Source organism: Chitinophaga sp. G7 BAM 1005, from assembly GCF_057126945.1.
This window is the reverse complement of record NZ_CP181478.1, coordinates 1,273,093-1,289,629: the sequence shown is the minus strand read 5'-3', so window position 1 is coordinate 1,289,629 and position 16,537 is coordinate 1,273,093. Positions and strand designations below refer to the sequence as shown.

10 protein-coding genes are annotated in these 16,537 nt (G+C 49.7%); 1 reads left to right on the top strand and 9 read right to left on the bottom strand.

What is annotated here, in order from left to right:
* Positions 1-131 precede the first annotated feature (131 nt).
* Positions 132-941, bottom strand: a complete 810-nt coding sequence (locus ACMXI2_RS05165) for a carbon-nitrogen hydrolase family protein (RefSeq protein ID WP_483780636.1) — start codon at positions 939-941, stop codon at positions 132-134.
* Positions 942-1,147: 206 nt separating this feature from the next.
* On the opposite strand from ACMXI2_RS05165, the gene ACMXI2_RS05160 reads away from it, so the two are divergent.
* On the top strand, positions 1,148-1,282 hold the full coding sequence (locus ACMXI2_RS05160; RefSeq protein ID WP_483780635.1) for a hypothetical protein: 135 nt from the start codon (positions 1,148-1,150) through the stop codon (positions 1,280-1,282).
* Positions 1,283-1,286: 4 nt separating this feature from the next.
* Here ACMXI2_RS05160 and ACMXI2_RS05155 read toward each other — a convergent pair whose 3' ends face one another.
* The 8 genes from ACMXI2_RS05155 to ACMXI2_RS05120 all read right to left on the bottom strand — a co-directional run bounded on the left by ACMXI2_RS05155 (position 1,287) and on the right by ACMXI2_RS05120 (position 16,453).
* The gene (locus tag ACMXI2_RS05155) at positions 1,287-2,087 is read right to left on the bottom strand and encodes a DUF4382 domain-containing protein (protein ID WP_483780634.1); all 801 of its coding nucleotides are present in this window, start codon (positions 2,085-2,087) and stop codon (positions 1,287-1,289) included.
* A gap of 249 nt (positions 2,088-2,336) precedes the next feature.
* Complete coding sequence (locus ACMXI2_RS05150) at positions 2,337-5,147, bottom strand: M14 family metallopeptidase (RefSeq protein WP_483780633.1); 2,811 nt, start codon at positions 5,145-5,147, stop codon at positions 2,337-2,339.
* 17 nt (positions 5,148-5,164) lie between these two features.
* Complete coding sequence (locus ACMXI2_RS05145) at positions 5,165-6,616, bottom strand: amidohydrolase (RefSeq protein ID WP_483780632.1); 1,452 nt, start codon at positions 6,614-6,616, stop codon at positions 5,165-5,167.
* A gap of 3 nt (positions 6,617-6,619) precedes the next feature.
* Entirely contained in the window at positions 6,620-9,367 is a 2,748-nt protein-coding gene (locus tag ACMXI2_RS05140) for a M14 family metallopeptidase (RefSeq protein WP_483780631.1), read from the bottom strand.
* Positions 9,368-9,403: 36 nt separating this feature from the next.
* On the bottom strand, positions 9,404-10,024 hold the full coding sequence (locus tag ACMXI2_RS05135) for a hypothetical protein (protein ID WP_483780630.1): 621 nt from the start codon (positions 10,022-10,024) through the stop codon (positions 9,404-9,406).
* A gap of 32 nt (positions 10,025-10,056) precedes the next feature.
* Complete coding sequence (locus tag ACMXI2_RS05130) at positions 10,057-11,667, bottom strand: SusD/RagB family nutrient-binding outer membrane lipoprotein (RefSeq protein WP_483780629.1); 1,611 nt, start codon at positions 11,665-11,667, stop codon at positions 10,057-10,059.
* A gap of 17 nt (positions 11,668-11,684) precedes the next feature.
* Positions 11,685-15,284 (bottom strand): SusC/RagA family TonB-linked outer membrane protein, encoded by a 3,600-nt coding sequence (locus ACMXI2_RS05125; protein ID WP_483780628.1) that lies wholly within the window; start codon positions 15,282-15,284, stop codon positions 11,685-11,687.
* Positions 15,285-15,490: 206 nt separating this feature from the next.
* Positions 15,491-16,453, bottom strand: coding sequence for a FecR family protein (locus tag ACMXI2_RS05120; protein WP_483780627.1), 963 nt, complete (start codon positions 16,451-16,453; stop codon positions 15,491-15,493).
* Positions 16,454-16,537 lie beyond the last annotated feature (84 nt).

Below are 16,537 nucleotides of genomic sequence, written 5' to 3'. Positions count from 1 at the left end.
CAGATTGAACAGGACATAGTCCTGCTCCGTTGATGAAAACATCTAGGTAACGGGACTTCTTTTTAAGTTTCCTCAATGTGTAAAAGCTCTTTTCCGGATTACCAATAACACAATTCAGTCGGGTTGTTGTATCAGGTGGCTTCTTTGCTCCGCTTTTCATATAACGCCGACCTGTATCTTTTTGCCAGCAAACCGGTAGCCCAAGCCGGATCAATATCTGCTACAATTACACCCGGTTTACCATATTCCCCGTGTGCTATGCAGGCGCCATCCGGAGCTACTACCGAGCTGGCAGAATCGGGGTATGTAAACGCGTAATTGGCACTGGCGAAATAGATGGTATTTTCCAATGCGCGCATCATCATGGCCTTCTCATAGTAGGGATTATTGATATGGCCCCATTCGGTAAGTAATTCGCCGGTAGTGTTGCTGCCGGTACAATGCGGGTGAAATACTATTTTGGCATCGTGCCGGGCTGCCCACCGGACAGATTCAGGATAACGGAATCCTTCATGACAGATGGTGATACCAAATTTTACTCCATTCACTTCAAAAATACTGCGCTCTGTACCGGGAATCCAGATATGATCTTCGGTGGGATCTAACTGGTTTTTTGTCTGGTATCCCAATACTTCGCCGGTTGCCGAAATCACAAAGGCTACATTCAGCAATGCTGCTCCCTGATACCAATCCATCGGCATAATAACGGCGATGGAATTTTCAGCGGCAAGTTTGCCCACTTTTTCCAATGCTGTTTGCAATTTTCCGGGAGAACGATCTTCTTCCGTATAACCCATTCCGGGATAACCGGGGATATATGACTCAGGGAAACAGATAATTTCCGCATGTTGTTTTGCTGCCTCCCCTATTAGTTTTTCAGCCCATGATAAACCTTCGCTGACAGATGTTGGGGGTGGTGGAGAAGCCAATGCTATTTTCATAAAATGCAGATTATGAAAGCAAAGTTATTCAGAATTTTTAAAGAAGAAGATGATCTGTACCCTATAAAATTCCGGATCCCCTAAACCAAAGCTAAGGGAAGCTATTAACTTTGGGGTTGAATTATATACTTTAAGTAATGAATATAACAACCGCCAGGCATTGGTTTCTATGGTATAAGCGGAAAAGATACGGTATATCTTCTGGGATGAGGAAGATAAAAACAAGAGCCAAACCCGACGCTCCTCCGGAAGGAAGCAGATACGCCATGCTCAACATGTATACCGGCGAAATTGAAAACAGGCTGACCGGTTTGGTCAGCCTGTTTTATCAATGCTATTGATCAATTATTTCAATGTGATAGTGCTTACAGTAGATACCTGCCCTACTGTTACTGCTACGGCTGCAACGGTAGTATCTTTTAAGATACCATTACCGGCAATAGCCACATTATAAGTACCTGCGCTTAAGCCGGATATTACATAGGCGCCGGTTAATGCGTCCGGCAATGCGGAAGCAACTGTATCAGTGTTCTGAATGGCGTAAACGCCTTTCACCTGCAGCAATGGCAAAGCGATTCCTTTGATAGTACCGCTGGTTGCTTCTGTATAAGTACGGACCACTGGTTTCAGGATGTACTTATTGCTTCCGGTGGTAACAATAGAGCGGCCCGCGTCAAAATCGATCCAGAGGCGGTATTCGATGTCGGCAACCAGGTCAGCATGAACATTCAGTTTTAAACCTGATTGTTGTGCAGAAGGCGTTTCCAGCGGATGAGATACCCCATTCAATACTACGCTGTTGTTGGTACCCAATACCAACCGGATCTGCGAAATTTTACCAGCGGGTAATTCTTTTGACGCCAGTAAGGTGTCTAACCCATTTCTGAAATCCAGCAGGTTATACACACCGGGACGTGCCAGGGGAACAGATACCCAACCTGCACCCGTTTCTGCTGCATCAGCCGATGCATTTACCTGGATGTCCTGGATATCAATGTTCACTTCATCGTAAATAGCCGGATCATCTGTCAGGTACACGGTGAGCTTTGACTTCCCACTGTTGGAAGATTCATCTTTGCTGCATGCACTAAAAAATAGCATGGATGCGGAAACCACCATTAACGTGGCAAGGAATTGGTTTTTCATGATTCAAGAATTGAATTGAATAACAGTTGTTGGTTAAAATTGAATTTGAGTTGATAAAGTTGACAAAGATAGTGACAGATTTGGTATTATTTATTATTTATATACGAATGTTATTCGCATGACATCGCTTTGGGAAAAACAAAAACTGTACCGGGAAACCGCAACGCCCTTCGGATGCGGTTTCCCGGTAACAGAGCGGCCAGGCAAATTGCCCGGCCGCTCTGTTGATATATGAGTAAACAATATCTCTTATCCTTTCTTTCTCACCAGTTTTGCTTCTTTGATATCCATTCCGTACAGGTCATTGAATAATAATTTAAAGGTGCCTAACGACTGTGCGCGGAAAGTAATTTCAGGACCGAAAGCATAGAGCGTGCCGGCGCCAACGGGGGCAGAAAATGCGGCTACCCCGTCTTTCAGGTATGCTTGTCCCCATGCCCAGCCGCTATGCAACGGTTTGTCTGTAGAAAACCAGGCAATCGGTTTGATTCCTTTACCCGTGGCATCCGGATCCAGTCGGAATACGGGGCTGTTATCGAAGTTTACATCTCCCACAGCGGGGAGCCCCCATGCAGCGGGATGCGTGCTATCGAACGATACCTGCAGGATACTTCCGGGCACAAAATATTTGGTACCGGGTAAAGGTTTTTCCTTACCAGTGTTATCTGTTTCCACCAGCGCATTGTGTACCGGCAAACCGAGGTGATAGGCCAGGTTGGTGCTGCTGCCGATGGTGATCACGGTGCCGCCTTCTTCCAGGAAGGTTTTTATCTGCGGAATGGATTTCTCTTTGGTGATCTTACCTAAAGCGTGCCGGTATTGTTCCGGAATATCTGCGGGCGAAGGATCTTTAAGGGCATATCCATACCTGCTGGGCTCTGCGCCTGATACCGGCGGGATAGCGCGGGTTGCAAAGATGATGGCATCGTACTTACTACGGAGATTACCGGTATCAATATCCTGGGGGTATATTACTTCAAAAGGAAAATGATACTGCTCCATGATCCACCGCATCCAGCCGGAAGGCATAGAGCCGCCGTAGGTATCCCATAATGCAATACGCATGGGCGCCATGCTTACGGCTCCTGCCGGGCGTTTGCTGATACCGGTGGTTTTAAGGCCGAGGGTAGCAGCTGATTGTTGCAGTATTTCTTTTGCTTTGCCATCTGCAGGCACATAAAAATTACCCGGAACGGCTTTATCGTTGCCGGCCACTCCTTTGGTAAGACGATATACTTTCACACCGGCTTTCATGAGGTCATTTACCGCGATGAAGGCGTTGTTTTCCCGCGCGCTCAGGAGGTAGCCGCCTGCAGTAGCCAATGCTGCTTTGGGAGGCGTTTGTAACGCGCCATAGGGCAGCTTTGTAAATGGCCCGTCGAAGCTATCGAGGATCCTGTCGAACTGCACGCCCATTTGAAAGGCCAGTGTCCATCCGGCGGCATCATATGGCCGGATAGGCGGACCACCGGGATATTGAAAATCGTTTGGGTGATCCTGTGGTTCAAACATATCCAGTACATGCGGGCGAAAAGCCTGGTTTGTTTTTACGATATAGGAACCGGCAGGGTATTGTTTACCCGCCACTGTAAACGGCGCATCTGCTTTTTGTACCTGTATACCTGCTTTGATGAGGGCATTGATAAATTTTACGGCAGTGGGAAAATCGGCCTGGCCGGCGGGCAGGATGTAGCCGCGGGGATCTCTCCCGGCTGGATCTTTAAACACCGCTTCATAATACTTCATGGGGATATTGCTTCCCCTGCGCATCCAGCCGTATGGATCGCTGCCATCGTTTTTATCGGTGGAATCTACATGATCCTTTTTAAAAGCGGCGGTAATGGCTGCGGAACGTTTGGGTGATAATGTCCAGGAGTCCTGGCTGCCTTTTTCGATGGCATTTTTACCCATTTTGTAAATATTGAAAAGCACTTCATCGCGTTGTCTTGCTGCATAGTCGAGTACCGCGTAGTTGAGCGATACCGAGTAATCTATGGAACGTTTAAAGCGCCAGTCGTTTTGCGGTGTTACGGGGTTGGGGGTAGCGCCGTTGGGTATTAAGCGTTGCGGCACTACCGGGATCTTTTCCGGGGTGGGGTTACCGATAATTTCCGTGAGCAGCCCGATCATGTTATGGTACTGTGTGGTGGTGCGTAAGCCGCCGTTGTACCAGGTAGAGAAACTGGAGCCATTGAGACGGGTATAACCGGGTTTATCTTCCGCATTGAGGCGGTTATACATAGCTGCGCCGAGCGCATCTATACCGGTGATCATCAGCGGATCGAAGAAATAGTTGAAAGGGTCGCGGTAGGGAGGGCCTGCGAGTACAGATCCTTCCGGTCCGCGCTGGTGGTGGTTGTACATGATCTGTGGCATCCATTCCAGGAACAGCTGGCGTCCCATGTTCACGCTTTCTTTCATATTCATGATGTAGAAATCGCGGTTATTATCATGGCCGATGTACTTCTGATACAGTACAGGCAACTGATCAACGGAACGTTTCAGTGTATCGGCATTGCGCATGTACCAGTTGGACACCAGTTCCTGCCCGTCGGGGTTGGCGTGTGTCATGAGGATGATCACATTATCGAGGATGCGCAGGGTTTCCGGGTCTTTCCGGCTGCTCAGTTCCCAGGCGGTTTCAATGAGCTGGTGGGTACCTACTACTTCGGTGGCATGCAGTCCGCCGTCGATCCATACTACTGCTTTTCCTTCTGCGGCCAGTGCACGGGCCTGTTCCGTAGAGATACCTTCTGCACGTGCCAGCTGCTGCGAGATCTTTTTATATTTCTCCAGCAGTTTAAGATTTTCCGGAGAAGAGATGATCAGCATATACTGATTGCGGCCTTCTTCTGTTTTGCCGATATCTACCAGCTGCACGCGGTTCGATGTGGCAGCGAGTTTCTTAAAGTATGCAGCTGTTTGTGTGTAGTTAGCCAGTTGATAATCGTCCCCGATGTTAAATCCAAAATGTTCTTTCGGAGAGGGAATATTTTGCGCCACCGCAGTTGTACAAAACAGTCCAACAGCGGTAAGGGTGACAAGCAGTTTATTTCTCATAGCGTTTACTGATTGAGTTATTTACGATAATCCAGTGCGGGTTTTCTATCTCCCAGCATTGCTTCATATTTGAACCCGGTTCCCTGTCTTTTATCCAGTTCTTCTTTTGCCACTTTCAGGGTTTCCGGGCTTTTAAACAAATCGTATGCGGTGAGCGCCATTGTTTTGGCGGCTACCATCATGCCTTTTACGCCGATGCTGCTGCCGGCGGCAGCCACATTCTGCCAGCTGTGACCGGAAGATCCCGGCACAAAGGTGGCGGTTACAATACCGGCTGTAGGGGCAACCCAGCTTACATCCGCCACATCGGAAGAAGCGCCGCCGGCGTCTTTGATCATGGTAAAAGGACTTACGCGGGAGGTAACTGTATCAGGGTTGGGGGTGTTATCTTTTTCCACGAAGGTGGCCTGGATCTTTTTGGCAAAATCCTTTTCTTCCGGGGTATAGCTGAAACCGCCTACCTGGTGCAGGTTCTTATCCATTATTTGCGACAGCGTGATATTGGGCAGCATGTTGTAAACCCCTCCTATTACTTCGTAATCCATGCGGGTACCGGTTCCCAGCGCAGCGCCTTCGGCGCATTTTACCAGCCGTTCCCACACACTCTTTACCACTTTCATTTCCGGATGTCTTACATAGTAGTATACTTCTGCAAATGCGGGTACTACGTTGGGAGCGTCGCCACCTTTGGTGATCACGTAGTGAATGCGGGTGGTAGAAGGTACATGTTCCCTCATCATGTTCACCATATAATCCATTGCTTCCACGCCATCGAGGGCAGAGCGGCCCTTTTCAGGAGAACCGGACGCATGTGCCGCCGTGCCATAAAATCTGAATTTAGCGTTCTTGTTGGCCAGCCACGGCGCTATTGCCGCAGAGTTCTGGTTGCCCGGATGCCAGTGTAATACAGCGCTTACATCTTTAAACAATCCTTCCCTTACCATGTATACTTTCCCGGAGCCGCCTTCTTCCGCAGGACAACCATATAAACGGATGGTTCCTTTGGCGCCGCTGGATTGCAGCCAGTTTTTCACACTGATAGCAGCAGCCACGGAAGCGGTTCCAAAAAGATTATGCCCGCAACCATGTCCGGGTCCGCCATCTTTAACCGGGTGTTTTTCAGGTACTGCCGCTTCCTGCGACAAACCGGGTAATGCATCGTATTCCGCGAGGATGGCGATTACTGGTTCACCGCTGCCATAGCTGGCTTCAAAAGCCGTGGGAATACCGGCAATACCGGCTTTTACGGTGAAGCCCTGTTGCTGCAAAGTTGTTTGCAGCAGCGCTGAACTTTGTTGTTCCAGGTAACCCGGTTCTGCATAGCTCCAGATCTTTTTTGCAATGGTATCGTAGCTGGCGGTGTGCTGATCCAGGTACGTGATCATGGCTGTTTTATCTTTATGCTGCTGTGCTGCCACCGTTAAAGCGAAACAACACCCGATACTGCCCAAAATGATTTGCTGCCTCATAGATTATTTATACAATTGGTTAAACAGTAATTTAAAGGTACTGTGAGATTGGCCCCGGAACGTGATCTCCGGGCCGAAAGCATATAGTTTGCCTTTGCCTACCGGCGCCACAAATGCTGCAATGCCATTTTTGAGATACTGCTGGCCCCAGGCCCATCCGCTATGTAATGGTTTATCGTCAGAGAACCACACCAGTTTTTTAATGCTGGCAGTATCGCCGGCGGCGCTCAGTTTAAAAACCGGACTGCGCTCAAAATACACATCATTTCTTGCCGCCATGCCAAAGGTTTCCGCGGCGGTGGTATCGATATCCGCCAGCAGGAGGCTGCCAGGAATATAGTATTTGGTACCGCTGAGTGGTTTCATTTCATTCCTGTTGTTCTTTTCCACCAATGCATTCTGTACCGGTAACTGCAGGTGATAAGCGAGGTTGGTGCTGCTGCCGATGGTAACGATACGGCCACCCTCTTCCAGGAATTTCTTGAGCTGTGGAACAGAGGTATCTGCCGTAATTTTCCCCAGCCAGCTGCGGTACTGCGCAGGAAGTTCTTCCGGTTTGGGTGGTTTGGATTCAAACCCGCCGCGTGCCTTTTTAGGTTTACCGGTGTCGGGTATAGCGCCGGTGGCAAAGATGATCATGTCGTATTTGCTGCGGAGCTTTCCGCTATCAATCGCCGAAGTGTAAACGAATTCGTAGGAGAAATGATACTGTTCCATCAGCCAGCTGATCCAGCCTGCGGGGATAGACCCGCCGTAGTTGTTCCAGATGCCGATGCGCATGGGCGCCACTGCTTTTAACCCGGCAGGTTTACTTTCACTAACGGTAACGGGTATACCAAAGGAGGCCGCATCTTTTGCGAGCAGCTCATGCGCCTTTGCAGAAGAAGGTATATAGAAGCTGCCGGACTCCTTAACGCCAACGGGCACACGAAATACTTTCACGCCTGCTTTCAGGAGATCGTTTACTACAATGAAAGCATTGTTGATGCGGGCATCGATGAGGTATCCTTTGCCGGTGGCTACTTCCTGTTTTGGCGGGGATTGCAAACTACCGTAGGGCAGTTTCTCAAAGGGGCCGCTGAAGCTGTCGGGGATACGGTCGAACTTCACGCCCATCTGGAAGGCCAGCGTCCAACCGGCGGCATCGTAGGGCCGGATAGGCGGACCTCCTTCATATTGAAAATCGTTTGGATGGTCCTGTGGTTCAAACATGTCTATTACATGCGGGCGAAAAGCCTGGCTGGTTTTTACAATGTATGAGCCGGCAGGGTATTGTTTTCCTGCCACTGTAAAAGCAGCCGTGGCTTTCTGCACCGCTATGCCTGATTGAATGAGGGCGTTGATAAATTTCACGGCGGTGGGGAAATCTGCCTGATCTGCCGGGATGATGTACCCGCGGGCATCCCGGCGACCGGGATCTTTCAGCACGGCATCATAATATTTCACTGCCACGGTATCCTCCCGGCCGAAGGAGAATTCGCCACCACCTTCTCCTTCTGTACCGGGTTCGGATTTTTTATTGTTCTTATTGGCAATTTTTATGCTGTCGATATAACTTGGATAGAACGTCCAGTTGTCACGGTTTCCTCTTGCAATAGCGTTGCTGCCCATGCGGTAGATATTGAACAACAGTTCGCTGCGATAGCGGGAGGCGTAGTCGAGTACGGCGTAGTTGAGCGATACGGAGTAATCGATCGACTGCCGGAAGTGCCACCGCTGGGGCGTTACCGGGTTGGGGGTAGCGCCGTTGGGGATGAGCCGTTCCGGTACCAAAGGTACATTTTCCGGTGTTGGGTTGCCGATTATTTCCGTCAGGATTCCTACCATATTATGAAAGTAGGGCGTAGTGCGCAGGCCGCCGTTCCACCAGGTGGAGAATTGTGAGCCTGCACGCTGGGTGTAGCCGGGTTTTCCTTCCACGTTGAGCCGGTTGTTCATCGCTGCGCCCACGGCGTCGATACTGGTTACGATCAGCGGATCAAATACGTGATTGAAGGGATCGCGGTATGGCGGGCCGGCGAGCACCGAGCCTGCGGGGCCGCGCTGGTGATGGTTATACATGATTTGCGGGAGCCATTCCACAAACAGCTGGCGGCTGATGTTCTGGCTTTCCTTCATGTTCATCATGTAGAAGTCGCGGTTATTATCATGCCCTACATACTTTTCGTATAGCCGTGGTATGTTAGTAGCCCTTTTGCTGGTATCGGGTTCCCGCATGTACCAGTCGGACACCAGCTCCTGCCCGTCGGGGTTGGCATGTGTTAAGAGGATGATATCATTATCCAGGATATTCATGGTTTCCGGATCGGTGCGGCTTACCAGCTGCCACATGGTTTCTATGAGCTGGTGCGTGCCTACTACTTCTGTGGCATGCAACCCGCCATCAATCCAGATCACGGACTTTCCTTCTGCGGCCAGTTCGCGGGCCTGCTGGTCTGTGAGACCTTCTGCATGTGCCAGTTGCTGTGAGATGGTTTTATACCGTTCCAGCCGTTTTATATTTTCCGGAGAAGAAACGATGAGCATATACTGATGGCGGCCTTCTTCTGTGAGCCCGATATCTACCAGTTTGGTACGGGGAGAAGCGGATAGTTTTTTAAAGTAGGCAGCCGTTTGAGTATAGTTAGCCAGTTTATAATCATCTCCTATATTAAAACCAAAATGTTCTTTGGGAGATGGCGCCTGCTGTGCCCATGCCACCGCTACAGTCGTCAGCAACAGGAGCAACAGGTAGTAAAATTTACTATTCATACGGGTTGTCAGTTTCAGTTGATCAAAACGGGTTTTCTATTGTTTTTTAAACCTCACACCTACGCGGCAGTCGCCGGGTTCACCTCTTGCTTCATCACAGATATTGTTGAAGAAGGTAACGATCCTGCGGCCATCGGCCAGGTTGAGGATAAATTTGAACAAAAAGTAATCGTTTACGCCCACATTTGAAAGACTTACATTATTCAGTGTTGCCAATTGCGCTGCAGTAAAGGAATACGCTTTTGGAAAGGCAGTCACCGTTTCATATAAATGATCGTTGGTACCTACTATGCTGGGCAGCGGAAACTGTGCGATATTCGTATATTGATTACCGGGAGAAGAGATGACTAACGGGTAAGCAGGTACGCTGGTTTCCGCTTTATTGTAACTGGTGTACACTTCGATAGAAGTAACTGTTTCTTTCCCAAATCCTTCCCAGCTGAGGGCAAAGGCAAACTGCTGGCTGGCCACATCTGCATCTTTCAGGTTAAAGAAAGCTACTTTGCCTGCCTGCCGCGTTGGCAGGGCTGTTTTGGTAGTATCTATGGTAACTACCGGCACGGCGGTATAGGTATATTCCTCCCATTCGTACTTCACCTTTTTACAGGAAAATGCAACCGATGAAATAAGCAGTATGGCAACTATAAAATGTTTCATAATTATAATTTTAGTCCCGTAATTTTTTTCACTTATTTATCCCAGAAAACCGGTGTTGTTTGCTGCGCTACCTGTAAGCGGCTGGCGTCGTCACCTAAGCTGGTATTGGCTGTAAGCTCTGTTTCCGAGTAATACAGGCGCAGCGGAAAGGTATTGAGCGGCGACAGCGGGGTGCGTAGTGCCGGCAAGCCGGTACGGCGATAGTCGTTATACGCTTCCATGCCGTTGCCATATTGCGCGATGTATTTCTGCGTCATCACCAGTTCCAGTTTACCGGCATTGCTGGCTGCATCATATTTCACCAGCAGGCCGGCGGCAAAATCAGCGATAGTGGTGGCTGGTAATGCAACGCCACCATTGGCAGCAGCGTAGGTACTCACCGCGTTGAGATGTGCGGTGACACCATCTTTAAAAGCCTGCCGGGCGTCGTCGCCGGTGCTGAGTGTAAGGGCTGCTTCCGCGCGGATGAACTTCACCATTGCGTTGGTGATCATGGGCATGATGCCTGCACCCGTGCCATCTGTGGGGCCTACTACTTTGAGGGCGCCGGTGGCATTGGTATTGGTGAGGAATTGATTGGTAACGGGGATGTTATTCACCGGTGCGTTGTCGTACAATCCGCCGGCGGGATAGATGCCGAAAGTAGAGCGCCGGTTCAGATCGGCGGGTGCGGCCGTACCATCGCCGGGATTGCGGCCGTAGTAGCCGTTGCTGTTGGCCGAGTTGTTTAACCCTGCGGTCGCATTCTGGCGGATGATGTAGTAGCGCAACCGGGGATCATCGTTGTTAAACAGCAGGTCGATCAGCGACTGGCTCATGTAAAACGTTTTGCTTCCCTGGTATTCCGACCGGTGCCAGGGATGCCTGTTGTTGGGATTTTGGCCGGGTCCGAACCGGAAGGTGAAGTCCAATGCGTTGGTATTGGCAGCACCGCCTATCAGTGTGGCCGGATCGGCTATCAGCGCCTGTATGGCGGTAGTGGACCGTGCAGGATTCACCAGGCGGATCTGGTTATATAGCTTTAGCTTCAGCGAGTTGCCCATCATGAGCCAGGAGCTTTTAAGACCGCCGTACAAAAGGTCGGATGTAGCAGGAACCAGGGTGGTGGCGGAAATTTTACCGGCATCAACAGCTGCTTCGTCGATCATCTTCAACAGATCTTCATAAATATCCGCGCCTTTCTCAAAGGGCGGGCTCACGGTTTCCTGGCCTTTCTGTGATTGTGAATAAGGGATATCTCCCCACATGTCTACCATCAGGCTCACGAGGTATGCCTTCTCCAGTTTGGCGATGGCTACATAGCCCCATTGTTCCTGTGTTGTGCCGGCTTTTATAATGGACTCCAGGTCGTTCAGCGTTTGGGTGTAAAAGCCGTCCCATGAGTCGTTGAAGCTGGTGCCTTGTTGCTGCAGCCTGCTGAGGTTGGAGGAAAAAACGGCGTACTGCATAAAAGTGGCAGTGCCGCTGTTCAGCTGGTACATGTTGGCGGCCATTGATACTTCAGTAGCCGGCAGCAATAAAGATAACTGGGCAGTGGTGGGATTGTTGGGGTCTGTATTGATATCTACAAACTTTTTACAACCGGTAACGAAGCAAACACCTGCCAGTGCTATGGTATATGCAATATATTTAAGTGCCATCATCATATCAGGTTTTATGATCAGAAAGAACATTTCAGGTTTACACCAAAGCGACGGGTGGTGGGTACTGCCAGGTTATCATACCCCTGTGAGTTACCAACACCCAGCGAGCTTACTTCGGGATCGAAGTTGGTATACTTCGGGAAGTTGGGTGCGCTGTACCAGAGGTTACGACCGGTAACAGAAATGAAAGCAGATCCGAAGGGTGTTTTACCTAAAAAGCTTTTGGGAATTTCATATCCCAGCGCTACTTCACGCAGGCGGAATACGGTAGCATCGAATACCGATCCTTCGTTGATACCGCCATTTCCGGGCCCCATACCGCCGCTGAAGAAATGGTCTTCAAAAGACAAGCCCACGTTGTTCGGGATCTTATTGCCTTTATCGTCCAGCAGTGGCGTTTGTGTATTGATATCGCCCAGTACGCCCGGTGATACGATGGTGAACTCGCGGTTCTCCATGTCGCGTGTAACGCCGCGTGACAGCATCTCCGCAACGGTGCGGGAGTATAGTTGTCCGCCTTGTTTCCAATCGAACAGGATATTCAGTGAAAAGCTGCGGAAGCGGAACGTATTGGTAATGCCCACCATGAAATCGGGGTTGGGATTACCGATTGCTTTGAGTGCGCCGGAAACCAGTGGCTTACCGGTTTTGGGATCTATGAGCACATTGCCTTCATCGTCGCGTGCATAGGCCGTTCCCTGGATAAGGCCGTATGGCTGTCCTACCACATGTACGCTGCTGGTACCGTTGGCGCCGCCATAGCTGAAGCGTTCGTATCCTCCGAGGTCGCGGATGATGTTCCTGTTGCGGGTGAAGTTGGCCGAGATGTCCCAGTTGAGGCCATTATTGGATTGCAGTGGCACCACGGTCAAACCCAGCTCTACTCCTTTGTTGGTGGCTTCACCGAGATTAAGGATCTGGGTGGTATAACCGGAAGAAGGCGCGGCGGTAACCTCGAAGATCTGCGAGGTACTCTTTTTATTGTACCAGGTAAAGTCGATGCCTATACGATTATTAAAGAACTGTAGTTCTGTTCCCAGTTCCAGTTCTGTGATAAACTCCGGTTTCAGGTTAGCGTTGGTAAGCAGGTTGGCCTGTGTTACCACGTTATACACACTGCCGCCTGCCGGTGTAAAGGGCAGTCCTACGTTTGCGGGCGTAGTGGTAGCGCCGAGGATAGGATTGATCTGGTAAAAGTTTTGTGTTTGATAAGGAGATGCTTCGTTACCTACTTTGGTATAACCTGCTCTTACCTTACCAAAGTTCAGCACTCCTTTTGGCAGATGCAGTGCTTCTGTAAATACCAGTGATCCGTTTACGCCACCGTAAAAATAACTTCTGTTATCAGAAGGCAGTGTAGAGGAAATATCGTTTCGCCCTACGAAGTTGAGGGAGGCAAAGTTTTTGTAATCAAAGGTGATGTCTGTAAAGAAGGCGTAATAGCGCTGTTTCAGGATGTTCCTGTTATTGATCAGCTGTATGGGTGTTACAGAGCTGGTGTTGTTCATGTCTATCAGGTCGGCTACGATGATATTATCCCCGTAAAAAGCTTTCCTGTCTGTAAGCCGCTGGTTCACATTATTACCCACAATTGCGCGCAGTGATATATCTGATGTAAGAGGTTTGGTGGCGGTTACCAGCAGGGTGTTATCCAGTTCCTGCCGGTAAATATTATCTGAAGTGATGCTTCCGTTGGGATAGGAAGAGCTGCCTTTACCGCGTACGCTCATTCGTCTGTCGGTGTACGCGTTGAAGCCGATGGTGTTCTGTACGTTGAGCCAGGGCAGCGGATCAAAGCCCAGTACGAGGTTACCGTAGTACCTGTCCACGTCGCTGGTAGAGGGACTATGTTTCACCGACCAGTAAGGGTTATCCACTCCCGTGTAGTCGTATACGTTACTACCATCTATCGGGTTCTCGTAAGGATAATTAGTGAGATCGTAGCTGGTAGGTACATACATGAGGGTAGACATGATAGAGCCTGTGAGGCCGCCAACCGGGGGCGTTTTCTGCCGGGTGGTGACGTAGTTGATAGCGCCGCTGGCATAGAATTTATTTTCCAGCCGGATGTTTCCACCGATGTTAACGGAGGTGCGGCTTATTTCGTTGCCGGGTACTACGCCTTTATTTTTTGTATTGGAGAAGCCTGCGTTGAAGTTTCCTTTTTCGCTGCCGGAGGAGATGGTAATGGCATTTTCGTATACGCTACCCTGCCGGAAGAAGTTTTTTGCATTTTCTTTTGCATACGACTTATAAGGCACCTGGATGGGTGTTACGCCATCGGCCTCGTAGAACTGCGGGAACACGGCGGAAGAGAACTGCCGTGTGAGCTGGTGCGGGATAGTAGCGCGTGTAGGCAGGATGCTTTCCACTCCTTCAAAGGGTTGGCCCCAGGAAGCGTATACCCCCTGGCGATAGTCGTTGTTGGTACCTTGTCCGTATTTGGTTTGATAATCGGGCAGACCGGACACCTCTTCCACAGAATAGCCCGTGTTATAAGTAATCTCCGTGCCTTTCCTGCTTTTCTTTTTACCTGCTTTTGTGGTAATGATGATAGCGCCATTAGCGGCTCTTGATCCGTACAATGCAGCAGCGGCGGCGCCTTTCAGCACCGTCATAGTTTGAATATTATTCGGATCAAGATCGAATGCGCGGTTGGTAACGCCTGCGCCGCCTACCGTGGTAGCGCCTACGTTGGCGAAACTGGAGTTGTCGAAAGGCACACCGTCGACCACAAACAGTGGCTGGTTGTTACCGTTGAGTGAGGAGTTACCGCGGATGGTGATGTTGGTACCACCTCCGGCCACGCCGCCGGCGGATTGTACATTTACGCCGGCTACTTTGCCGGTGAGGGCCCTTACGGGATCCGGTTCTGATTTCTGCGCCAGCTTATCCGAGGTGATGGTGCTCACAGAATAGCCGAGGCTATTTTTCTGTCGGGCAATACCGGCGGCGGTTACCACGAAGTCCTGCAGTTGTTTTACGGCGGCTTTCAGGCGTACAATGCCTGCCTCTGACGCTTTTACTTCGGTGATGCTGTAGCCGATGGCGGTGATCACCAGTGTGGCGCCTTCTTTCACTTTGAGGGTAAAGGTGCCGTCGCCTGCGGAGGTGACGCCGTTGCCGGTACCTTTTTCCATGATGGTAGCGCCGGGGAAGGGATCGCCTGTTTCGCTCAATATTTTTCCTTTCACTACAATGTCGGCCGGAGGAATGGAGTTCATATCGAGGGTGGCAGCGCGTTTGGAGGTTGCCTCATTATCTGTGAGGATGATATAATCATCGTTCACTACAAAACCTATTTCGAGGCGGCCGAGGAGCCTGTCGAGCACTTTACCGAGTGCTTCCTGGTCGGCTTTTGCGGATACTTTTTTGTCGAGCGCGATATGGCTGGAGCTATATACAAATTTCACTTCTGCTTTGCTGTGGATCTGGTTCAGCACACCTTTCAGGCTCATATCATCTGCCTGCAGCGATATTTTCCTGTCGAGGATTCCCTGTGCGTGTGCAGCAGCGGGGCCGGTGATCCCATAAAGTAATACGCCTGCTATCAGGTTGACCGCCGTTACTTTCTTGCATTTGGACAGGAAGGCATTTGTTTTTAAATTTATGAGCATAGACCTTGTACTTTGTTAGATTTCGGAAAGAATTTGACAAAGGAATTCCCTTACCGCGCTGTCACGCGGTGATAAACAGGGCTATTTATCATAAGCTGGCGGGGCTGTCACCCCTCCGGCTTTTTTTAGTTGGAATTGATGTTAGCCATGATGTTGATTTTTTGTGTTTGACTCGATTTGATTGTGGTTGATAACAGGTTCATTTTTCACTTTTTTTGTTTGAGTAAAATAGTTTTCCCTTTGATCCCGAAGTCCAGGTTGAGTGCCTGGCCGATCATCTCCATTGTGTGTTGTAAAGACTGGTCAGTAAAATCTGCCGTGATTAGATTAGCGTTGATCACTGCATCCTGCAGTTGTATGTCTACTTCAAATTTTTTTTCTATCCTTTGTAAAACCTGTTGCATGGTGGCATCATTGAATGCCATGTTATATTCCGTACCTTTTGTGATATCGTTGATGGGTGGCGTTCCTTCTTCCTGTTTCCGTATAGCCGTGCCGGTAGTGGCATATACAGCCTGTTGTTCCGGGTATAATACTATGGGAGCCGACTGCGGCGCGCTGAGTGCAATTTTCCCGGTGAGCAGGGTCACCTGTGTTTCCCTGCCTGTTTCGCGGATATTGAAACTGGTGCCGAGCACTGTGGTGGTGAGGGTACCGCACTTCACCAGGAAAGGGTGCCGCGGGTCTTTTGCAATTTCAAAGAGCGCTTCTCCCTGTAGTGTTACCTCGCGGTTACCGGCGCCAAAGCTTACCGGGTAAATCAGTTTACTGTTTCCTTTGAGCCATACAATAGAGCCATCCGACAGGATATGTTTTTTTGTTTTGCCGGAAATGCTTTGCAGCGATACCAGTCGATGGGGCGCAACGATGTTCAGCAATTCCCTGCTGAATATAGCCCCGGCAATAACTATGCAGGCAATGCAGGCGGCGGCTTTCCAGTAATGGAGTATTGGCCTTATGATACCCGGTTGTTTGTGTTTATTGATCCGTTCTACCAGGTGATGATATCCTGCTATCCTGGCTGCTTCCTTTTCTGCTTCAGGCATGGCATCAAATGCGTGCTCGTCGCCGGCTACATCCAGCCACTGCTCCAGCTGTTGTGCTTCGGAGGCCTCCAGCGTGCCATTTAAATATTTCTCGATTAAATTTTTAAGATCCTGGTTGTTCATCAGTTTTTCATACTTGTATTTAATCAGGCAGTTAATAGTGTCACCTATAGATAAGTACACCGGGAAAACAGTAACACCTACGTC